We start from the raw sequence: 20,505 nt of genomic DNA, 5'->3' as shown, positions 1-20,505 counted from the left end.
TGTGACCTCGTAATGCTACCCGGTTACGGAAGCGTTGTTTTTGGCGGTCGCGCAAGGGCTAAACAAGGATTCAAATTGGACAACGACAAGCCGATGCTGGTGCTGGGTATCGAGACCACCTGCGATGAAACCGCAGCCGCCGTGGTCGAGCGCCAGCGCGACGGAAGCGGCAGGATTCTATCCAATATCGTGCACTCGCAGACCTCAGAGCACGCCCGTTTCGGCGGCGTGGTGCCGGAGATCGCGGCGCGCGCCCATGTCGACCTGCTCGACGGGATCGTCGGCCAGGCCATGAAGGATGCCAATGTCGGCTTCGCGCAACTGTCAGCGGTCGCGGCCGCCGCAGGTCCCGGCCTGATCGGTGGCGTGATTGTCGGACTCACCACCGCCAAGGCGATCGCGATGGTGCATGACACGCCGCTGATCGCGGTCAATCATCTCGAAGCGCACGCGCTGACGCCGCGGCTCACTTGCGCGCTCGCCTTTCCCTATTGCCTGTTTCTCGCCTCCGGCGGTCACACCCAGATCGTCGCCGTGGTCGGCGTCGGCAAATATGTCCGGCTCGGCACCACCGTCGACGACGCGATGGGGGAAGCCTTCGACAAGGTCGCAAAGATGTTGTCGCTGCCCTATCCGGGCGGGCCTGAGGTCGAGCGCGCGGCGGGAAGTGGCGACGCCAAACGTTTCGCCTTTCCGCGGCCGATGCTCGGCCGGCCGGATGCGAATTTCTCGCTGTCAGGATTGAAGACGGCGGTTCGCAATGAGGCCAACCGCTTGGCGCCGCTGGAGCCCCAGGACGTCAGCGACCTCTGCGCCAGTTTTCAGGCAGCCGTGCTGGAATCGACCGCAGATCGGCTGAGCGTCGGCTTGAGACTGTTTCACGAGCAATTCGGCCCGCCCCGCGCGCTGGTCGCCGCCGGTGGCGTTGCCGCCAATCATGCCATTCGCGGGGCGCTTCAGGATGTCGCCTCGAAGGCGCAGACCACGCTGATCATTCCGCCGCCCGCGCTCTGCACCGATAACGGCGCCATGATCGCGTGGGCTGGCGCGGAGCGGATGGCGCTCGGATTGACCGATACGATGGATGCGCCGCCCCGCGCGCGCTGGCTGTTGGATGCCAACGCCACCGCGCCGGCCGGCTTCGCCAACACCCGCGCAGGATTCTGACATGACTTCCTTCAATTCCGTCGCGGTGATCGGCGGTGGCGCCTATGGCACCGCGCTCGCCTGCGCTGCGGTGCGCGCCGGCCGCAAGGTCGTGCTCTATGCGCGAAGCGCCGAAAGCGCCGCGCGGATGCAGACGACGCGAAACAATCCAAAACTACCCGGCGTGAGCCTCGACAGCAGTATCGGCGTCACGACCGATATCGCTGCCGCGGCGCGCGCGGACATCGTCCTGCTTGCGACGCCTGCGCAAAGTTTGCGCGAAGCCGCGACGACGCTAGCGCCGCACCTCAAGCCAAAGATGCCCGTGGTCGCCTGTGCCAAGGGCATCGAGCGCGGCACCCACCGGTTCATGACCGAGATCGTTGCCGAGACCATCCCGGATGCAATCCCTGCGATCCTGTCGGGACCGAACTTCGCCGACGACGTCGCGCGAGGCCTTCCGACCGCCGTGACGCTTGCGGCAAGGGACGAGAAGCTGGCAGGCCGTCTGGTGCAGGCGCTGGGCTCATCAACCTTCCGGCCCTATCACACCACGGACGTTCGCGGCGTCGAGATCGGCGGCGCGGCCAAGAACGTGCTGGCGATCGCAGCCGGGATCGTCGTCGGCCGTCAGCTCGGCGCGTCGGCGCTGGCCGCACTGACCACGCGCGGCTTCAGCGAACTCGCGCGCCTCGGCCGCGCCTGCGGCGCGCGCAGCGAAACGCTGGCGGGCCTGTCGGGTCTCGGCGATCTGATCCTGAGCTGCTCCAGTCCGCAGTCTCGCAATTTGGCATTCGGCGTCGCGCTTGGGCGCGGCGAGCCGCCGAACCGCGACAAGCTCGCCGAAGGCGAATTCACCGCGCCGGTCTTGATCGAACTGGCGGCTTCGCAGAACGTCGATATGCCGGTATCAAATGCGGTGGCGGCGATCCTCGGCGGCAAGGTGACGATCGACGCGGCGATCGAGGGCCTGCTGACGCGGCCGTTCAAGGCGGAGGAATGACGATGGCATACTGGCTGGTGAAATCCGAACCGTCGGCCTGGTCATGGGACCAGCAGGTCGCGAAGGGAGCAAAGGGCGAAGCCTGGACTGGCGTGCGCAATTTCACCGCGCGGCAGAATCTGGTGAACATGAAGAAGGGCGACAAAGCCTTCTTCTATCATTCCAACGAGGGCAAGGAGATCGTCGGCATCGCGGAAGTCATCAAGGAAGCCTATCCCGATCCGACCGACAAGACCGGCAAATTCGTCTGCGTCGACATCAAGGCCGACAAGCCGTTGAAGACGCCAGTGACGATGGCCGCGATCAAGGCCGACAAAAAACTCGCCGACATGGCCCTGGTGAAGTATTCGCGCCTGTCGGTGCAGCCGGTCACGGCGGAAGAGTGGAAGCTGGTCTGCAAGATGGGCGGGATGTAGGGCGTCATTGCGTAGGGTGGGCAAAGCGAAGCGTGCCCACCACTCAAGAACACAGCTCGTGGAAGGATGGTGGGCACGCTGCGCTTTGCCCACTCTACGGCGACAAATTTACGCCGCAGCAGCCGCCGTCACCACCTGCGCCAGCAGTGCCTCACGCTTGGCTTGCGTGCGATAGCCTTTCATCGTCGCGGCAAAGCGCTCAAGGATGCCGTCTTCGAACGCGGTGACGATGGTGTCGTGGACATAGCTCTTGCGGCAGATCGCCGGCGTGTTCGAGAGTTCGTCGGCCGCCGCGCGCACGGCTTCGAGCACCTGCTTCTTGCGGCCGCGGGCGCTCGCCGCCGGTGAAATCCGCGACAATGATTCCAGCACCACGGCCGATGCCATCAGCGTGCGGAAATCCTTCAGCGAAATCTTGATACCGGCGATCTCGCGCAGGAACGCATTCACGGCCGTGGTCGAGGCGGCGCGCACGACGCCGGACCTGTCGCGGTACTGGAACATCCGCTTGCCCGGCACGGTGCGCAGGATGCCGATCGCGCGCACCAGCTTGGCGGCGTCGCATTCCTTGCGCACGGCCTTGCCGCCCTTGGCCTTGAAGGTCAGGACGAGGCAATCGTCTTCCAGCGTGACGTTCGATTTCAACAGCGTGGTGGCGCCGCGGGTGCCGTTGAGACGAGCGTATGACTCATTGCCGGGACGGATCGCGGTACGCGCGATCAACTCGATCACGGCAGAGAGCGCAAACTCCCGCGTCGGCTCCTCGCCCGACAGATACGCAGAGACCTTCCGCCGGATCTTGGGCAGCGCCGCGACCAGTTTGGCCAGGCGGTGCGCCTTGCGGTGCTCGCGAACCTTTTCCCAATCGGCGTGGTAGCGGTATTGCAACCGGCCAGCGGCATCGAAGCCGACCGCCTGCAGATGCGAGTTCGGATCGGCCGAATAGCGAACGTCGCGATAGGCCGGCGGCACCGCCATCGAATGCAGGCGCCGGATCGTTCCGGCGTGGCGGATCTGCGTGCCATTGGCGCGAATGAATGAATAGGTTTTTCCGCGCTTGATGCGGCGGATGGTCAGGCCGTTTTGATCGCCGAGTTTGAGGCCAAGTTCCTGTGCCAGCGCTTCGACGGAGGCGATGATGTGCGGCTTTGCCGCGGACGATTTGGGCGGTTCCTTCGGCAGTTGCCCGAGCGCTTCGGCTAATGCAACGGCGGGATCGGCGGAAACGGGCCGCGTAGCCTCGAAATTCTGCTGATCCATCATATCCGTTGTCGCCTTACTCCGCCTGTTTCGCCGGTAATGCCGTTTGTTATGGCTTGTTCCGGGAGGCCGCCGGCCCCGGGGAGGCCATTTAGGGGGTAACGAACCACTTTGCGAGTCCCGATTCCGTCATTAACGGTTATTAGATACCGATCATGGGGGCCATTCCGCCGATAACGTTGATTTGCCCTGAGCGGGACCCGCGAAAATGACCTGACTTTGATCCGCGACAAGGCCGGAAACCGGCTGGCCGACCAAGGTCGCAGACGTTCCGCCTTGTCCGGGCATCGTCCCGCGACGCATAATCGCTGCAACAATCAGGGACGACTTGTGGCCGCCGAGCATCCGGCCGCAATGAGTGGGAGGGTAAACATGTCCGAGAAGATCTACGACGTATCCGCCGATTGGGCCAAACGCGCCTATATCGATGACGCCAAGTACCGCGAAATGTACGCCCGCTCGGTCTCGGACCCCAATGGTTTCTGGGCCGAACAGGCCAAGCGCATCGACTGGATGAAGCCCTTCCACAAGGTCGAAAACGTCTCCTTCGCCCCCGGCAACATCTCGATCAAATGGTTCGAGGATGGCGTCCTGAACGCCGCCTGGAACTGCATCGACCGGCATCTCGACAAGCGCGGCGATCAGACCGCCATTATCTGGGAGGGCGACGATCCCTCGCAGTCCAAGCATATCACCTATCGCCAGTTGCACGACGAAGTCTGCAAGATGGCCAACATCCTGCGCACGCGGAACGTCAAGAAGGGCGACCGCGTCACCATCTATCTGCCGATGATCCCGGAAGCCGCCTATGCGATGCTGGCCTGCGCGCGGATCGGCGCCATTCATTCGGTGGTGTTCGCCGGCTTCTCGCCCGACAGCCTCGCCCAACGCATCACCGACTGCCAGTCCAAGGTCATCATCACGGCCGACGAGGGACTGCGCGGCGGCAAGAAGGTGCCGCTGAAGGCCAATGTCGACGCGGCGATCGAGAAGGCCGGCGGCGTCGATTGGGTCGTTGTCGTCAAGCACACTGGCGCGGCCGTCGACATGAATCCAACGCGCGATTTCTGGCACCACGAAGTGGCCAAGCTGGTGACGACGGAATGTCCGTGCGAGCACATGCACGCGGAAGACCCGCTGTTCATCCTCTACACATCGGGCTCCACCGGTCAGCCGAAGGGCGTGCTGCACACCACGGGCGGCTATCTCGTATTCGCGTCGATGACGCATCAATACGTGTTCGACTATCACGACGGCGACATCTACTGGTGCACCGCCGACGTCGGCTGGGTCACCGGCCACAGCTACATCGTCTATGGGCCGCTGGCGAACGGCGCCACCACGCTGATGTTCGAGGGCGTGCCGAATTACCCTGACACCTCCAGGTTCTGGAACGTCATCGACAAGCACAAGGTCAACATCTTCTACACCGCACCGACCGCGATCCGCGCGCTGATGCAGGGCGGTGACGAGCCTGTGAAAAAGACCTCGCGCAAGAGCCTGCGGCTACTCGGCACCGTCGGCGAGCCGATCAATCCGGAAGCCTGGGAATGGTATTATCGCGTGGTCGGCGACGAGCGCTGCCCGATCGTCGACACCTGGTGGCAGACCGAAACCGGCGGCATCCTGATCACGCCGCTGCCCGGTGCGACCAAGCTCAAGCCAGGTTCGGCGACGCGGCCGTTCTTCGGCGTGGTGCCTGAGATCGTCGATGCCGACGGCAAGGTGCTGGAGGGCGAAGCCACCGGCAATCTCTGCCTCATCAAGTCTTGGCCGGGAATGATGCGCACGGTCTATGGCGACCACCCGCGTTTCGAGCAGACCTATTTCTCGACTTACAAGGGCAAGTATTTCACCGGCGACGGCTGCCGCCGCGACGCCGACGGCTATTACTGGATCACCGGTCGCGTCGACGACGTCATCAACGTTTCCGGCCACCGTATGGGCACGGCCGAAGTCGAGAGCTCGCTGGTGGCGCATGCCAAGGTGTCGGAAGCCGCCGTGGTCGGCTATCCCCACGACATCAAGGGCCAGGGCATCTACGCCTATGTGACGTTGATGGCCGGCACCGAACCGACCGAGGAGCTGCGGAAGGAGCTGGTCGCCTGGGTGCGAAAGGACATCGGCCCGATCGCGTCCCCCGACCAGATCCAGTTCGCGCCGGGCCTGCCGAAAACCCGCTCCGGCAAGATCATGCGCCGCATCCTGCGCAAGATCGCCGAGGACGAGCCCTCCAGCCTCGGCGACACCTCAACGCTCGCCGATCCCGCCGTGGTGGACGACCTCGTGAAGAACCGGCAGAACAAGAAGGGCGCACCGGCGTAGGATGCCGCTGGCGTAAGCATCTCGTCCCGGGACCCGGGGCGAGGCAATGCCGAATTTTGCGGCAATGCCATCACTCACGCGTTTGTCGGTGGCGAGCCCGCCTCACCGGGCTTTTCGCCGCTGCGTGTTGTTTTACGGTCATTTACTTTATTTCGAACATTCCCTTGTTCCCTCCATCGAAAACAATCTCGAGGGCTGGCTTGAAACCAGCCGGTGAGTTCGCGCGACTAAACTGAAAACGCATGGACGAGACAGCGAGCCATCAAGGCTTGAAAGGACATTTGAGGGCCCCTGAAAGGGCGGGCAGAGTGGAGCTGGGGAATGTCAAAGAGGATTGCGGTGGCGTTGGCCACCACCTTTTCTGTGGCCACCATGATGTCGACGCAGGCGCAAGCCCGCCCGGAACTGGTCGACATTAGCGGCGATTACGCGCCGGGCACGATCGTGGTGAAGACCAGCGAGCGGCGTCTCTATCTCATTCTCGAATCCGGCCGCGCCATGCGCTATCCGGTCGGCGTCGGCAAGGCCGGCAAGCAATGGTCCGGCACCACAAAGATCGAGGGCAAGTATCTCAATCCCGCCTGGTCTCCGCCGAGCGAAGTCAGGCGCGACAAACCTAACATGCCCGATGTCATTCCCGGCGGCTCGCCACGCAACCCGATGGGCGTCGCGGCGTTGACGCTCGCCGGCGGCGAGTATGCCATTCACGGCACTAACGTGCCGGGCTCGGTCGGCGGCTTCGTGTCCTACGGTTGTATCCGCATGCTCAACGACGACATCTCCGATCTCTATCAACGCGTGCCGGTCGGAACTACCGTAACCGTCATGCGCTGATCGGCGGATTAGATTGAAGACAGGAACCGCGCGATTGCGCAACTCTTTCATTTGAGCGGTGTTTGTCCTGCGGTCGCGCACCATCCGTTGCGGTGGCCGCCGCCATAGCTGCGCACATGACCTGCCGCGAGCATGGCGGTCGAGATATTCCCGGTGCGCCGGGTCGCGGCCTCCGCCACGACCCGGCCGCTATATTTGTCCGGTCCGATATTGAAAATCGTGACACCGCCTTCGCCGAGCAGCGCGCGCAGGGCACCCGTCGCGGCCTCCGCCATCTGCAATTCCTCAGGGCACGAGGCCTTCAATTCGGGCGCGTCGATGCCGCGCAGGCGTATGCGCGTGGTCGGCTCAACGCCGGGCGACAAATGCACCCGCGCCTCAAACGTGTCGCCATCGATGGTCCGGATGACATCGACGGGATGGCGCACGTCAGGACTTCCAGCGCGCTTCCAGACCATCTCGGCATCGCGCGCCGCCTGACTGTCGGTGAAGTCAGGCAACGACCGGCGTACCCAGTCGCGCACCGGCAGCGTCGTCGCCGCAGCGACGCAAAGCACGAACATCCACGGCAAGGCCGCCGCAAACCAGCGGCGCCGCGGACCCCTGCGCGAGGTCCGGTAAGCATTTATCTTCTCGTATGGAGGCATACTCCCGACTAAGAGCTGAGTCGGGTCGTCCGGCAAGAGCGCATTGCCCTTCCCTTGCGCCTCAAAAATCCTGGCCCTCAAAAATCCGAAGCGATCCCTTTGCGCTCCCAATCGCCGTAGCGAGTCGGTTCCAGGCCCTTCGGACCCTGGAATTCCTTCTGCAGCGTGGTAGCGCTGGCCTCGGCGGCCTTGCGGCGCGCTTCGGCCTCGGCAAGCGCGCGCTCGGCTGCGGGCGTCAGCTTCTTGCGTTCCGCAACCGGCGCGGGGGATGAAGAATTGTCAGTCATCGCAACTCTCCCATAGCACGGGATGGGCGCACAGATGACATCACAATCGAGAAATTGTCTGTGGCGATTCTTACATTTGGCATATTCGCATGCCAAATGGACGTTTCATTTCATTGGCATGAGCCGAAACCTTTCCGCCTTCCGAGATATTGCTGCTTCATGCCCCCTTCACGATTCGCAGTACCTTCAGAAGTGCCCGGCCTCGCGGCGCGGCGGATCGCGGCTGATATTCTCGACGGCGTGCTGCACAAGCATCGCACCCTCGACGACCAGCTCGACGGCGCGGGCGCTCATCCCGGACTGAAGGCGCTCGCCGATCGCGACCGCGCGTTGATGCGGCGGCTGGTGGCGACGATTTTGCGGCGGCTCGGCACGCTCGGCCATTTGCTGTCGCGCCTGCTCGATCGCGGCATTCCGACCGACGCGCCGCGGGCACAGAGCGCATTGCTGATCGGCGCGGCGCAGATTCTCTGGATGGACGTGCCTGATCACGCCGCCGTCGATCTTTCGGTGCGGCTGGTGCAATCGGACCGCCGTGCCGCAAAGTATGCCGGCCTCGTCAACGCCGTGCTACGCCGTTGCGCCCGCGAGGGACAGCCGCTGATCGAGGAAGTCAAGTCGCAGACGCTTGATGTTCCGCCGTGGCTGCTCGCGCGCTGGATCGGCGCCTATGGCGAGACCACCGCGCGGGAGATGGCGCGCGCCATCGGCCACGAGCCGTCCCTCGACATTACCGTGAAGACGGACGCGGCGCAGTGGGCGAGCCGCCTGCATGGCGAAACCTTGCCGACCGGAACGGTGCGCACGCTGCTGCAGGGTTCGGTGACCATGCTGCCCGGCTTCTCGGAGGGACAATGGTGGGTGCAGGACGCCGCCGCCGCGCTGCCGGCGCGGTTGTTCGGCGACGTCGCCGGTAAGAGCATCGTCGATCTCTGCGCCGCGCCCGGCGGCAAGACTGCGCAGCTCGCGCACGCCGGCGCGCGCGTCACCGCGGTCGATCGCTCGCCGGCGCGCATGGCGCGGCTCCGCGATAATCTGGCCCGGCTTTCGTTGCAGGCCGATGACGTGGTGACCGATGCGGCCGAATGGCAAGGCAACGGCGATGGCGGTTACGATGGCGTACTGGTGGATGCGCCCTGCACCTCCACCGGCACCATCCGCCGTCACCCCGATGTCGCCTGGCTGCGTCATGAAGCCGACATTGCGGCGCTGTCCGCGCTGCAGAAAAGGTTGCTGCAAAAGGCGGTCGCTCTGCTCAAGCCGGGCGGAACGCTGGTCTATTGTACCTGTTCGCTGGAGCCCGAGGAGGGCGAACAGGCGGTCGCGTCCCTGCTCGCTACCGAAACGGGCATGCGCCGTGTCCCGGTCGAGGTGGACGAGGTCGCAGGCCTCAGCGAAATCGTGACCCCAAGCGGCGATTTACGCACCCTGCCCTGCCATTTGCCCCATGCCGACCCCCGGCTCGGCGGGCTGGATGGATTTTACGCCGCGCGGCTGGTTAAAACCTGATTTTTAGACCGGAATCACCCTGCCTTCGGGTGATTCGTCGATTTTCAAGATGGTGTGTTGCCGGTGTTTCCGGATTAAAAGGATTCGCCAGAATACCCCTCCCTCCCTAAGCCCAAGGCACGGCGTGTCGGTCGCTCAACGCAGACGCATCTCGACGCTTATCATGAGCCGCTCGGCGCGGACCGTGATCGCGCGCGCGACCGGCGCCACGGTGGCGGTATCGCGGCTGTGGCCGGGCCGCGCCGACCGGCTGATCATCGCCCCGCACGATCTACGCACCGCCGACGCTACCCGCGCCGCGGAAATCTATGCCGGCCGCTTCGTGTTCGCCGGCAAAATCGTCACCTGCCATGGCCGCTCGATCTTCGATCTCGAGCCGCCATCGGAAGATTGGGAAGTCGCACTGCTCGGCTTCGGCTGGCTGCGGCACCTGCGCGCCGCCGACACCGCGCTGACCCGCGCCAATGCCCGCTCGCTGGTCGACGACTGGATCTCGAATCCGGCGCGCAAGCGGCCGCTCGAACGCCGCCCCGACGTGCTGGCCCGCCGCGTGATCTCGCTGTTGTCGCAGGCGCCGCTGGTGCTCGGCGACACCGACGGAAAATTCTATCGCAAATATCTGCGCGGGCTGACCCGCGAAATTCGATATCTTCGCTACACGATGCTCGACATCGCCGACGGTGTGCCGCGGCTGCAGGTCCTGATCGCGCTGTGCTACGCCTCGCTGTGCCTGGCCAATCAGGCGCGGCACATCCGCTCCGCCACGCGACGGCTTTCCGACGAATTGCAGCGCCAGATCCAGCCCGACGGCGGGCATATTTCGCGCAACCCCGGCGCGCTGGTCGAACTGCTCAGCGACCTCCTGCCCCTGCGACAGACCTTTGCCGCCCGCAACATCGCGCCGCCGCCCGCGCTGTTGAATGCGATCGACCGCATGATGCCGATGCTGCGCTTCTTCCGTCATGGCGACGGCAGCTTCGCGCTGTTCAACGGCATGAGCAACGCGCCCTCGGACCTGGTGGCGACGTTGCTCGCCTATGACGACACGCACGGCGTGCCGATGGCGAACATGCCGCATACCGGCTTCCAGCGTCTCGACGCCGGCACGACGACCGTCATCATCGACACCGGCCCACCGCCGCCGCCGAATGTCAGCCAGGAAGCGCACGCCGGATGTCTCTCGTTCGAACTGTCTTCGGGGCCGAGCCGGATCGTGGTCAATTGCGGGATGCCCTCGACCGGCCGGGATAATTGGCGCACTTTTGCACGCAGCACCGCAGCGCATTCGACCCTGACCTATCACGAGGCGTCCTCGTGCCAGTTCGTCGAATTGTCGGCGATGAAGCGCCTCTTGCAGGGCGCGCCGGTCGTCAGCGGTCCGGCCAACGTGGAAAGCTACCGCGAGGCGGTGGCCGACGGCGATCTCCTGACCACCTCGCATGACGGCTATCTCGCACGCTTTGGCGTCGTGCATCGCCGGGTGCTGATGATCTCCCATGACGGCGCAAGACTCGATGGCGAGGACACCGTGTCGCCGGCGCCGGGAACGCGCATCAAGGGCGCGGACGCCGATTTTGCGCTGCGGTTTCATCTTCATCCCGCGGTGAAGGCAAGCCGCCTTAGCGATGCGCGCGGCGTCATGCTGGTATTGCCCAACCGCGAAGTCTGGACCTTCGAGGCGCTCGACGACAAGGTCGATCTCGAGGACAGCGTGTTTCTGGCCGGCAATGACGGCCCGCGCCGCACCGCCCAGATCGTGATCCGCCAGGATTCCCGCCACGCCTCCTCGATCCGCTGGAGCTTTGTCCGCTCGAGCACGTCGCCAGGCGCCACCAACGCCCGGCGCACTGCGCGGCGCGAGCCGGAATTGCCGCTCTGAGCCATGTTCGCGGCCGGCTTTCCAATGGCGATCGCTTGACGCAAGTAAGCTATTTGCTTACACTGGCGATGTGATAAGAACCTTCAAGAGCAAGGCCCTTTCGGAATTGTGGGCGAGGGGCAGGAGTTCAAAAATTGATGTGAAAATGCAGAAGCGCATTTTCGCGAGGCTGGACCGTCTCGACGTTGCCGTCCGCGCCGAGGAAATGAATATCCCCGGCTTCGACTTTCACGCATTGCATGGCTTTAACCCGAAGCGCTATTCGGTCCACGTCAATGGACCGTGGTGCATCACGTTCGAATTCGAAGACGGCGACGCCTTCCGGGTCGATTTCGAACAGTATCACTAAAGGAGCAAACATGGTCTATGCAGCCAAGCGCAGCAAGAACCGCTGCCCCACCCATCCCGGTGCGCTACTTCGCGATGAGGTTATTCCGGCGACCGGCCGAACCAAGGCCGAGATCGCCGGCCTACTCGGAATTTCGCGCCAGCACCTTTACGACATCCTGGGGGAACGAAAGCCGGTGTCTCCCGCAATCGCAGTGCGCCTCGGCAAGCTTTTCGGCGATGGTGCGGGAGTCTGGACCAGGATGCAGGGCGCTTACGATACTTGGCATGCGGAACGAACCGAAGATGTCAGCCGCATTCCGACCATCAAGGCGGCTTGAGACGGTCTCTGCAATCTTCCGGCCGATCCATGCGGGTGCTCCGGACTATCGTTCCAAATGTTCTGCAGAGACAACAATCCGCCCCCATTGTGAACCGCGCCAAAAGCTGCTAACCAGCCCGCGCTCGCGCGACTGGCGACTTTGGATGGAGCACCATCGGGAAGCGCGAGAGTAATCGCCGCGCGCCTGGGCATAAGCATCCCCTAACAAAGGACCTTGCCCATGACCGATACGACCCGCCGCGTGACCCGCGCCCTGTTGTCCGTTTCCGACAAGACCGGCCTGATCGAATTTGCCCAGGCGCTGGCCGGACATGGCGTCGAACTGGTCTCGACCGGCGGCACGGCGAAGGCAATCGCCGCCACCGGATTAAAGGTCAAGGACGTCTCCGAACTCACCGGCTTCCCCGAAATGATGGATGGCCGGGTCAAGACGCTGCATCCTAAGGTGCATGGCGGCCTGCTCGCGATCCGCGACAACAAGGAGCACGCCGACGCCATGAAGGCGCACGGCATCGCGCCGATCGACCTGCTCGTCGTCAATCTCTATCCGTTCGAGGCGACCGTCGACAAAGGCGCTGCTTACGAAGACTGCATCGAGAATATCGATATCGGCGGGCCCGCGATGATCCGGGCGGCCGCCAAGAACCACGACGATGTCGCCGTCGTCGTCGAGGCGCAGGACTATCAGGCCGTGCTCGACGAACTCGCCGCCAACAAGGGCGCAACGACGCTCGGGCTGCGCCGCCGCCTCGCCGCAAAGGCCTATGCGCGTACTGCCGCCTATGACGCCGCGATCTCGAACTGGTTTGCTACAGAGCTCAAGGACAACGCGCCGGATTTCCGCGCCTTCGGCGGCCGGCTGATCCAGTCCTTGCGCTATGGCGAGAATCCGCACCAGACCGCAGCGTTTTATGCGACGCCCGACAAGCGGCCCGGCGTCTCCACCGCGCGGCAATTGCAGGGCAAGGAGCTGTCCTACAACAACATCAACGATACCGATGCGGCTTACGAATGCGTCGGCGAGTTCGATCCGAAGCGCACCGCGGCCTGCGTCATCGTGAAACATGCAAACCCCTGCGGCGTTGCGGAGGGCCCCGATCTCGTCACCGCCTATCGCCGCGCGCTCGCCTGCGACTCGACGTCGGCATATGGCGGCATCATCGCAGTCAACCGCACGCTGGATGCGGAGGCCGCGCGCGCCATCATCGGCATTTTCACCGAAGTGATCATCGCCCCCGACGCCACCGAAGAGGCGATCTCGATCATCGGCAGCCGGCGCAATTTGCGCCTGTTACTCGCGGGCGGCCTGCCCGACCCGCGCACGGTCGGCCTGACCGCCAAGACGGTTGCCGGCGGCTTGCTGGTACAGAGCCGCGACAATGCGGTGGTTGAGGACATGGACATCAAGGTCGTAACCCAACGCGCGCCGACCGACGCCGAACTGCGCGATCTCAGATTCGCCTTCCGCGTCGCCAAGCACGTCAAGTCGAACACCATCATCTACGCCAAGGATCTCGCCACTGTCGGCATCGGCGCCGGCCAAATGAGCCGGGTCGATTCGGCGCGTATTGCCGCCCGCAAAGCACAGGATGCTGCGGCCGAAATGAAGCTCGCTGAACCGCTGACCAAAGGCTCCGTGGTCGCATCCGATGCGTTCTTCCCCTTCGCCGATGGCATGCTGGCCTGCATCGAAGCCGGCGCAACGGCGGTGATCCAGCCCGGCGGTTCGATGCGCGATGAAGAAGTAATCAAGGCCGCCGACGACCACGGCATCGCCATGGTGTTCACGGGCGTCAGGCATTTCAGGCACTGAGTGAATGACAACGCCGTAGGGTGGGCAAAGGAGCGCCAGCGACGTGCCCACCATCCATCACCGATCGCATGGCTTGACGGTGGGCACGCTCGCGCTTTGCCCACCCTACAGCACCGGCGATGTGATTGCCCTACGGGCAAATCACTTCTGATTTTCCGAAATCGTGTCAAGTCCCGGAATCAAAAATATTCCGCTTTCGTTCTCACCCAAATCAGCGGCATATTCCGCCCGTCTCACCCGATGGAGGGGCGCTCGCGATCGTCACGAACGTGCGGTGAGATGCGATGGACGCGGAATGCGCAAGACGTAGGCGCAGGAAGCGTACGGCGAAGTCGTGTGGTTCGGGCGCCGCGGTGCTGGCGTTAAGTCGGCGGGAATTATCCCGTCGGCGACGGAGGCAAGAAAGCCGTTCTCCGGGAAGAGCACGAAGTAAGCCGTAAAGCCATTGCGCAGGGAAGGCCGGGATGCTCCCGCTGTACCTGTATGCTCGTGTGCGCTTTTGCTATGCGCACTTGCACACGAGACCGCGGGTGCAGCCAGCACCCGGTCTTCCCTGCGCCCTCTGAATGAGAGGGCGGGAAAGAAGATGCAAACCTCGGGCAAAACATGTCGCGAGAATGCGAAACTGTAACCACACGTCATTGCGAGCGGAGCGAAGCAATCCATCTATCCCCGCGCTGAAGCATGGATTGCTTCGCTTCGCTCGCAATGACGCGGATGGGCCGCAACAAAAACCGGAAATCCGCCTTCGTGGAGAGCAATGCGCGACAGTCGCTCCCCCCTCACTCACTCCCGCACGCGTGTCAGCAGCGCCAGGCCCGCGACGAAGAACACCACCAGCAACGCCATGCCGGCTTTCTGGCTTGCGGTCACGGCCGTGATCGCGCCGATCAGGAGCGGACCGATGAACGACGTCACCTTTCCGGTCAGCGCGAACAATCCAAAGTATTGCGCGATGCGATCCTTCGGCGCGAGACGGATCAGCAGCGTGCGCGACGCCGCCTGCAGCGGGCCGCCGGCCGCGCCGATCAGGCATCCGAGCACGAGATAGGCGCGCTCGGCGGCGCCGGAGAACAGCGCGCCGCCCGGAGCTGGTGGCGCGACCTTCACGAACAGGATCGAATCCTTGTCGACCAGCAAGATCGCGGCGAGCGCAAGCAGCAGGATCGTGAGGCTTCCGGCGATGACGCGCTTGGGTCCGAGCCTGTCGTCGAGCTTCCCGCCAAGCCAGGCGCCGAAGGTGCCCGCGATCGCCAGCAGAATTCCAAACGTCCCGATCTGGATCGTGTGCCAGCCGAACGTGCCGGCGGCGTAGATGCCGCCGAACGCAAACAGCGACACCAGTCCGTCGGTATAGATCATGTTGGCGAGCAGGAACGTCGCGATCGACTTCTGCTTCGGCAGTTCGCCAAGCGTCCGCTTGATCCCGCTCAATCCTTCGCGCAACGCCTCACGGATTGGACGCCTGGCCGGATAATCCGGCGTGAGCAGGAACATCGGCGTCACGAAAATGACGAACCAGATGGCGGTCAAGGGACCGGTGATGCGATCGCCCTGGTGCGTGACCGGATCGAGACCGAACAACGGCGCAAGGCCAAACAATGTCCGCCCGGTCTCGGGACTGGCCGCCAGAAAGCCGAGCACAAGGATGAGGCTGAGGATACCGCCGATATAGCCGGTCGCCCATCCGGTTCCGGACAACCGCCCGATTCTGTCCGGCGGCACCAGCGTCGGCATCATCGCATTGTTGAAGACGGTGGCGAATTCGACACCGATGCTCGCAATCGCATAGGCCAACAGCAGTGGCGGGATGACGCTGGGGTCGCCCGGCTTTCCGAACCACATCAGGCAAGAGCCGATCACCAACAGCGACCCGAAGCCGGCGATCCACGGCTTGCGGCGGCCGCTGGCGTCGGCGATGGCACCCAGCACCGGCGACAGCAGCGCAATCACCAGACCGGCGGCGGCAGTGGCGAATCCCCACAGCGCCTGCCCCCTCGCCGGATTCGGCGCCACGAAGCCCGCGAAATAGGGCGCGAAGACAAACGTGGTGATCAGCGTGAAATATGGCTGCGCGGCCCAATCGAAGAAGATCCAGCTCACGACGGCGGCGCGGGGCGGATATGCCCGCGGAATCTCGGCGCCAACTGCCTCGGAAGCGATCACCGCCATGTCGGATATTTCCTTCAAAAGTCTCGCGAAGCGTTTGGCGTGCCGAAACCGAACCCATATAGCATGCGTCACCAACGCTGGCGCTGTTGCCCACGCGCCACACAGTCTCAAACTGCGGCGGATTTTCGATGACAATCTTTCAAATCAGCCGGCGCAAGGCGATTGCCGCAATCGCGCTGGTATTCGCCTGCGGCGCGACCGCCTTTGCGCAGGATCGGCGAGGCTTCCATTCGTCCCTCGACCCCTCCGCCGTTCGTTCCATTCCAGCCGAACACGGCATGGTGGTCGCCCAGGAAAGGATCGCGGCGGAAGTCGGCGCCGACATTCTCCGGCAAGGCGGCAACGCGGTTGATGCCGCGGTCGCCACCGGATTTGCGCTTGCCGTCACCTATCCGCGCGCCGGGAACATCGGCGGCGGCGGCTTCATGGTGATCCATTCAGCCGAGCGCAATGAAGACGTCGCCATCGACTATCGCGAGACCGCACCGGCCGCGACCACGCGCGATATCTTTCTGGGATCGGACGGCAAGCCCGATACCGACAAGTCGCGTAATTCCGCGCTTGGTATCGGCGTGCCCGGCACGGTGGCCGGATTGGCGCTGGCGCTGGAGAAATACGGCTCCGGCCGCTTCACACTCGCGCAAATCCTCAAGCCCGCTATCGAGCTCGCACGAGACGGTTTCGTAATCGCCGACGACACCGCCGACACGCTGCCGGACATGTATCGCCGGATGGCGCGCTGGCCGATCTCGGCCAAGGCGTTCTCCCGTGACGACGGCACGGCGCTGCGAGAGGGCGACCGTCTGGTTCAGGCCGATCTCGCGGCAACGCTGTCGGCGATCGCCGAGCAGGGACCGCGTGGATTTTACCAGGGGCCGGTTGCCGAACGGCTGGCAAAAGCCGTCCGCGATGCCGGCGGCATCATGACGGCGGACGATCTCAAATCCTATGAGGCGGTGATCCGCAGTCCCGTGCGCGGCAGCTATCGCGGTTACGAGATCGTGTCGATGCCGCTGCCCTCGTCCGGCGGCACGGTGTTGCTGGAGGCGCTGAACATTCTCGAAGGGTTTGCGATGGCGGACATGAAGCAGGGCTCGGCGCCCTCGTTGCATGTCATGATCGAGGCCATGAAGCGCGCTTACGCCGATCGGGCGCGCTATCTCGGCGATCCCGCCTTCGTCAATGCGCCGGCGAATATCCTGATCGCAAAGGATTACGCGGCAAAGCAACGCGCCAGCATCGACCTTGCGCGCGCCACGCCCGCCGAGGCGTTATCCGTGAGCCTGCCGCGCGAGGGCAGCAATACCACGCATTATTCCGTTGTGGACGCCGCCGGCAATGCCGTCAGCAACACCTATACGCTGAATTTTTCCTATGGCGTCGGCCTCGTCGCCGATGGCACCGGCGTGCTGCTTAACAATGAACTCGACGACTTCACTGCAGCGCCCGGCGCGGCGAACGCGTTCGGCCTGGTCGGCTTCGAAGCCAATTTGCCGGGCCCGGGCAAAAGGCCGCTGTCGTCGATGTCGCCCACCATCGTGCTGAAGGACGGCAAGCCGGTGCTGGTGACGGGCTCGCCTGGCGGCAGCCGCATCATTTCAGCCGTGCTGCAGGTCGTGGTCAACGTGCTCGATTACAAGATGGACGTCGCCAGCGCCGTGGCCGCACCCCGGCTGCACCATCAATGGATGCCGGACGTGGTGCGCGTGGAGCGCGGTTTTCGGGAGGAAACGCTGGACGAGCTCCGGGCGAAGGGCCACCAAGTGATCGAGCCGCTCGGCCAGACCTCGGCCAATTCGATCGCCGTCAAGCCCGGCGGCCTGCTCGGCGCCCCCGATCCGCGAACGAGAGGCGCGGCGGCGGTGGGACATTAAGCGTAGCAGTTGGACAATAATGAAGCCGCGCACTCGTGAGGGACGCAGGTTTGTAAGGGACGCACTAGCGGATGGGTTCCCTCCCCCCTTGCGGGGGAGGGTTAGGGAGAGGGGCGCCACTTGCTCGACTGTTCGACGTACAGCATGGACAGCGCTATCAACCTCATCGATTGTCTTGCGAGGATCATGTTACGGCTCCGTCCGAGCCCGGGGCTTACTCCTCTCCCCAACCCTCCCCCGCAAGGGGGAGCCCGGGCAGTGTGCGTCCCTCACGTAGTGTGTTTCTTTCGCAGGAGATTTTCAGATGACATCCCTCAAAGGCAAGACGTTGTTCATCTCCGGCGCCAGTCGCGGCATTGGGCTGGCGATTGCGCTTCGCGCCGCGCGTGACGGCGCCAATGTCGCGATTGCGGCGAAGACCGCCGAGCCGCATCCGAAACTCAAGGGCACGATCTACACCGCGGCGGAAGAAATTCGCGCCGCCGGCGGCAAGGCGCTGCCGGTGCTGTGCGACATCCGCGACGAGGCGCAGGTGATGGCGGCGATCGAGCAGACCGTCGCCGAATTCGGCGGCATCGATATCTGCGTCAACAACGCCAGCGCCATTAGCCTGACCAACTCGCAAGCAACCGACATGAAGCGGTTCGATCTGATGATGGGAATCAACACCCGCGGCACGTTCATGGTGTCGAAATACTGCATCCCGCATCTGAAGAAGGCGGAAAACCCGCACATCTTGATGCTGTCGCCGCCGCTCGACATGAAGACGAAATGGTTCGAGCATTCCACCGCCTATACGATGGCGAAGTTCGGCATGAGCATGTGCGTTCTGGGCTTGTCGGGTGAGTTGAAATCCGCCGGCGTCGCCGTCAACGCGTTATGGCCGCGCACCACCATCGCCACCGCCGCGGTCGGCAACCTGCTCGGCGGCGAAGCGATGATGCGCGCCAGCCGCACGCCCGAGATCATGGGCGACGCCGCGCACGCGATCCTGACCAGGCCGGCACGGGAATTCACCGGACAGTTCTGCATCGACGACAAGGTGCTGTACGCCTCCGGCGTCAGGGATTTCGAGCACTACCGCGTCGATCGGTCCGTGCCGCTGATGTCGGATTTCTTCGTCCCCGACGACGACGTGCCGCCGCCCGGCGTCACGGTGCAGGCGCTGCCTTCGGTCGGCGCCGCGCAGACGTCGCGCTAGACCGACAGCAATGACGGAGGAGATGTCACCGCCCGACCACATACGGCCCGCCCTTCTCGAGCGCGCGCGCATAGGCCGGCCGCGCGTGGATGCGGTCGAGAAACGCCATCGCTTTGGGATGGCCCTGCTCCAGCCCGCCGCGCGCCGCGGCGGCTTCCAGGGGAAAGCTCATCTGGATATCGGCCGCGGTGAATTCATTGCCGGCGAACCATTCGCTCTTGCCAAGCTCGCTCTCCCAGTAATCCATGTGCTGCTTGAGCTGCGGATTAACCAGGGTAGTCAGCGCCGTGTTGGAGACCTTGCGCACCAGCGGCCGCAGCAGCGCAGGCGCACGCTTCGGCATCAGCGTGAACAGCAGCTTCAGAAGCAGCGGCGACATCGCGGAGCCTTCCGCATAGTGCAGCCAATAGGTGTAGCGCAGCCGCTCCGGCGTGTTCGGCGGCGGAATCAGGCGACCATTGCCATAAGTGCCGACGATGTATTCGCAGACCGCGCCGGATTCGGCGATCGTATTGCCATTGTCGGTGATGACGGGCGATTTGCCGAGCGGGTGAATGGCGCGCAGCTCCTTGGGCGCGCGCATGTCCGGCTGGCGCTGATAGCGGACGATCTCGTAAGCGACGCCAAGCTCTTCGAGAAGCCAGAGCACACGCTGGGAGCGTGAATTGTTGAGATGATGAACAGTCAGCATGGCGTCCCCCTGGAGTTGGCGTGGCGTTGGTGCCAGCCGGGGGATGGAAAGTCGAGACGGCCTTGAGCCAGGCTATATTTTACCCGGAGGATATTGACATCCAAAATTTATCCGGGTAAATATAGCACACGAAAATCCAGAGTATCTACAATGGCCGACACGTCTCGCCCCCAGTTCACAGCCTTCATCGGCCCGCAACGCCTGGCGGCCGGTCCGCTCGCCGAGGTCGCGCTGGCGGTCATGCAGGCTTCCCGCAGGCCTGCCGTGCTGCCGATCATCATATTCAACGACGCGACTGGCCAACCGATCGATCTCGACCTACGCGGGACCGAGGGCGATGTTATTGCCCGCCTGCCGCAACCGGCCTCACCTCCGGAAGTCGAGGCCGACGAGGCTGCTGCGGCGACTGAGCCGCGCGGACGGGGGCGGCCCAAGCTCGGCGTGGTCGCGCGCGAGGTGACGCTGTTGCCGCGCCATTGGGAATGGCTCGGGGCGCAGCCCGGCGGCGCGTCGGTGGCGTTGCGCAAGCTCGTCGATGAGGCGCGTCGCTCCAATGGCGACGCGGATCGCGCCCGCGCGGCAAGGGAAGCCGCCTATCGCTTCATGTCCGTGATGGCCGGCAATCTCGCCGGCTTCGAGGAAGCCTCGCGGGCGTTGTTCGCCGATGACCGGCGGCGCTTCGTCGCTCTCGTCGCCGGCTGGCCCGACGATATCCGCGACCACGTCGTCAAGCTCGCCTTCAGCGATCGCGCCGAGCCATAGGCGCGATCACAATGCG

General features: G+C 64.1%; 18 protein-coding genes and 1 riboswitch. Of the genes, 13 read left to right on the top strand and 5 right to left on the bottom strand.

What is annotated here, in order from left to right; translation table 11 throughout:
- Positions 1-93 precede the first annotated feature (93 nt).
- Genes tsaD through YUO_RS0117085 form a run of 3 tightly spaced genes read left to right on the top strand, consistent with a single transcriptional unit; the run spans position 94 to position 2,565 of the window.
- The gene (gene tsaD, locus YUO_RS0117095) at positions 94-1,167 is read left to right on the top strand and encodes a tRNA (adenosine(37)-N6)-threonylcarbamoyltransferase complex transferase subunit TsaD (protein ID WP_028348381.1); all 1,074 of its coding nucleotides are present in this window, start codon (positions 94-96) and stop codon (positions 1,165-1,167) included.
- 1 nt (position 1,168) lies between these two features.
- Positions 1,169-2,149, top strand: a complete 981-nt coding sequence (locus YUO_RS0117090) for an NAD(P)H-dependent glycerol-3-phosphate dehydrogenase (RefSeq protein WP_028348380.1) — start codon at positions 1,169-1,171, stop codon at positions 2,147-2,149.
- Between the two features lie 2 nt (positions 2,150-2,151).
- On the top strand, positions 2,152-2,565 hold the full coding sequence (locus YUO_RS0117085; protein WP_028348379.1) for an EVE domain-containing protein: 414 nt from the start codon (positions 2,152-2,154) through the stop codon (positions 2,563-2,565).
- A gap of 108 nt (positions 2,566-2,673) precedes the next feature.
- On the opposite strand, the gene YUO_RS0117080 is transcribed toward YUO_RS0117085, so the two are convergent.
- Complete coding sequence (locus tag YUO_RS0117080) at positions 2,674-3,828, bottom strand: DNA topoisomerase IB (RefSeq protein ID WP_028348378.1); 1,155 nt, start codon at positions 3,826-3,828, stop codon at positions 2,674-2,676.
- Between the two features lie 369 nt (positions 3,829-4,197).
- On the opposite strand from YUO_RS0117080, the gene acs reads away from it, so the two are divergent.
- Both acs and YUO_RS0117070 read left to right on the top strand, forming a co-directional pair.
- Complete coding sequence (gene acs / locus YUO_RS0117075; protein ID WP_028348377.1) at positions 4,198-6,150, top strand: acetate--CoA ligase; 1,953 nt, start codon at positions 4,198-4,200, stop codon at positions 6,148-6,150.
- 321 nt (positions 6,151-6,471) lie between these two features.
- Entirely contained in the window at positions 6,472-6,984 is a 513-nt protein-coding gene (locus tag YUO_RS0117070) for a L,D-transpeptidase (protein WP_028348376.1), read from the top strand.
- A gap of 47 nt (positions 6,985-7,031) precedes the next feature.
- On the opposite strand, the gene YUO_RS0117065 is transcribed toward YUO_RS0117070, so the two are convergent.
- Together YUO_RS0117065 and YUO_RS0117060 are read right to left on the bottom strand one after the other, a co-directional pair.
- Positions 7,032-7,631, bottom strand: a complete 600-nt coding sequence (locus YUO_RS0117065) for a thermonuclease family protein (protein ID WP_028348375.1) — start codon at positions 7,629-7,631, stop codon at positions 7,032-7,034.
- A 77-nt stretch (positions 7,632-7,708) separates the two neighbouring features.
- Positions 7,709-7,918, bottom strand: coding sequence for a DUF1674 domain-containing protein (locus YUO_RS0117060; protein WP_028348374.1), 210 nt, complete (start codon positions 7,916-7,918; stop codon positions 7,709-7,711).
- 159 nt (positions 7,919-8,077) lie between these two features.
- On the opposite strand from YUO_RS0117060, the gene YUO_RS0117055 reads away from it, so the two are divergent.
- The 5 genes from YUO_RS0117055 to purH all read left to right on the top strand — a co-directional run bounded on the left by YUO_RS0117055 (position 8,078) and on the right by purH (position 13,789).
- The gene (locus YUO_RS0117055) at positions 8,078-9,427 is read left to right on the top strand and encodes an RsmB/NOP family class I SAM-dependent RNA methyltransferase (protein ID WP_028348373.1); all 1,350 of its coding nucleotides are present in this window, start codon (positions 8,078-8,080) and stop codon (positions 9,425-9,427) included.
- Positions 9,428-9,590: 163 nt separating this feature from the next.
- Positions 9,591-11,306 carry a heparinase II/III family protein gene (locus tag YUO_RS0117050; protein ID WP_028348372.1) on the top strand — a complete coding sequence of 572 codons (1,716 nt, stop codon included), beginning with the start codon at positions 9,591-9,593 and terminating at the stop codon, positions 11,304-11,306.
- Between the two features lie 70 nt (positions 11,307-11,376).
- Entirely contained in the window at positions 11,377-11,655 is a 279-nt protein-coding gene (locus tag YUO_RS0117045) for a type II toxin-antitoxin system RelE/ParE family toxin (RefSeq protein WP_028348371.1), read from the top strand.
- Positions 11,656-11,665: 10 nt separating this feature from the next.
- A complete protein-coding gene (locus YUO_RS0117040; RefSeq protein ID WP_028348370.1) occupies positions 11,666-11,974 on the top strand; it encodes a HigA family addiction module antitoxin in 309 nt (102 codons plus the stop codon).
- A 118-nt stretch (positions 11,975-12,092) separates the two neighbouring features.
- A riboswitch (ZMP/ZTP riboswitch) is annotated at positions 12,093-12,173 on the top strand.
- A 23-nt stretch (positions 12,174-12,196) separates the two neighbouring features.
- Positions 12,197-13,789 carry a bifunctional phosphoribosylaminoimidazolecarboxamide formyltransferase/IMP cyclohydrolase gene (gene purH / locus YUO_RS0117035; RefSeq protein WP_028348369.1) on the top strand — a complete coding sequence of 531 codons (1,593 nt, stop codon included), beginning with the start codon at positions 12,197-12,199 and terminating at the stop codon, positions 13,787-13,789.
- Between the two features lie 786 nt (positions 13,790-14,575).
- Here the strand turns inward: purH and YUO_RS0117030 are convergent.
- Positions 14,576-15,961 (bottom strand): MFS transporter, encoded by a 1,386-nt coding sequence (locus YUO_RS0117030; protein WP_028348368.1) that lies wholly within the window; start codon positions 15,959-15,961, stop codon positions 14,576-14,578.
- A gap of 128 nt (positions 15,962-16,089) precedes the next feature.
- Between YUO_RS0117030 and ggt the strand changes: the two genes are divergently transcribed.
- Positions 16,090-17,835, top strand: a complete 1,746-nt coding sequence (gene ggt / locus YUO_RS0117025) for a gamma-glutamyltransferase (protein ID WP_028348367.1) — start codon at positions 16,090-16,092, stop codon at positions 17,833-17,835.
- A gap of 304 nt (positions 17,836-18,139) precedes the next feature.
- Positions 18,140-19,036 (top strand): SDR family oxidoreductase, encoded by an 897-nt coding sequence (locus YUO_RS0117020; RefSeq protein WP_028348366.1) that lies wholly within the window; start codon positions 18,140-18,142, stop codon positions 19,034-19,036.
- A 25-nt stretch (positions 19,037-19,061) separates the two neighbouring features.
- Here the strand turns inward: YUO_RS0117020 and YUO_RS0117015 are convergent, their stop codons facing one another.
- A complete protein-coding gene (locus tag YUO_RS0117015) occupies positions 19,062-19,727 on the bottom strand; it encodes a glutathione S-transferase family protein (protein WP_028348365.1) in 666 nt (221 codons plus the stop codon).
- A gap of 150 nt (positions 19,728-19,877) precedes the next feature.
- Between YUO_RS0117015 and YUO_RS0117010 the strand changes: the two genes are divergently transcribed.
- Positions 19,878-20,489 carry a DUF2239 family protein gene (locus YUO_RS0117010; RefSeq protein WP_028348364.1) on the top strand — a complete coding sequence of 204 codons (612 nt, stop codon included), beginning with the start codon at positions 19,878-19,880 and terminating at the stop codon, positions 20,487-20,489.
- Positions 20,490-20,505: the final 16 nt, after the last annotated feature.

It is taken from the genome of Bradyrhizobium murdochi (assembly GCF_000472965.1).
GTDB classification, from domain to species: domain Bacteria; phylum Pseudomonadota; class Alphaproteobacteria; order Rhizobiales; family Xanthobacteraceae; genus Bradyrhizobium; species Bradyrhizobium murdochi.
Note: the sequence above shows the minus strand (reverse complement) of the source record. Positions and strands in the feature narration are given on the sequence as shown.

Bases quoted from the DNA above. Each gene is read 5' to 3' on its own strand.
- YUO_RS0117090 (WP_028348380.1), top strand. From the start codon at position 1,169: ATGACTTCCTTCAATTCCGTCGCGGTGATCGGCGGTGGCGCCTATGGC.
- YUO_RS0117070 (WP_028348376.1), top strand. From the start codon at position 6,472: ATGTCAAAGAGGATTGCGGTGGCGTTGGCCACCACCTTTTCTGTGGCC.
- YUO_RS0117020 (WP_028348366.1), top strand. From the start codon at position 18,140: ATGACATCCCTCAAAGGCAAGACGTTGTTCATCTCCGGCGCCAGTCGC.
- purH (WP_028348369.1), top strand. From the start codon at position 12,197: ATGACCGATACGACCCGCCGCGTGACCCGCGCCCTGTTGTCCGTTTCC.
- ggt (WP_028348367.1), top strand. From the start codon at position 16,090: ATGACAATCTTTCAAATCAGCCGGCGCAAGGCGATTGCCGCAATCGCG.
- YUO_RS0117080 (WP_028348378.1), bottom strand. From the start codon at position 3,828: ATGATGGATCAGCAGAATTTCGAGGCTACGCGGCCCGTTTCCGCCGAT.
- YUO_RS0117040 (WP_028348370.1), top strand. From the start codon at position 11,666: ATGGTCTATGCAGCCAAGCGCAGCAAGAACCGCTGCCCCACCCATCCC.
- YUO_RS0117055 (WP_028348373.1), top strand. From the start codon at position 8,078: ATGCCCCCTTCACGATTCGCAGTACCTTCAGAAGTGCCCGGCCTCGCG.
- YUO_RS0117085 (WP_028348379.1), top strand. From the start codon at position 2,152: ATGGCATACTGGCTGGTGAAATCCGAACCGTCGGCCTGGTCATGGGAC.
- YUO_RS0117065 (WP_028348375.1), bottom strand. From the start codon at position 7,631: ATGCCTCCATACGAGAAGATAAATGCTTACCGGACCTCGCGCAGGGGT.
- YUO_RS0117060 (WP_028348374.1), bottom strand. From the start codon at position 7,918: ATGACTGACAATTCTTCATCCCCCGCGCCGGTTGCGGAACGCAAGAAG.
- YUO_RS0117010 (WP_028348364.1), top strand. From the start codon at position 19,878: ATGGCCGACACGTCTCGCCCCCAGTTCACAGCCTTCATCGGCCCGCAA.
- YUO_RS0117030 (WP_028348368.1), bottom strand. From the start codon at position 15,961: ATGGCGGTGATCGCTTCCGAGGCAGTTGGCGCCGAGATTCCGCGGGCA.
- YUO_RS0117015 (WP_028348365.1), bottom strand. From the start codon at position 19,727: ATGCTGACTGTTCATCATCTCAACAATTCACGCTCCCAGCGTGTGCTC.
- acs (WP_028348377.1), top strand. From the start codon at position 4,198: ATGTCCGAGAAGATCTACGACGTATCCGCCGATTGGGCCAAACGCGCC.
- tsaD (WP_028348381.1), top strand. From the start codon at position 94: ATGCTGGTGCTGGGTATCGAGACCACCTGCGATGAAACCGCAGCCGCC.
- YUO_RS0117050 (WP_028348372.1), top strand. From the start codon at position 9,591: ATGAGCCGCTCGGCGCGGACCGTGATCGCGCGCGCGACCGGCGCCACG.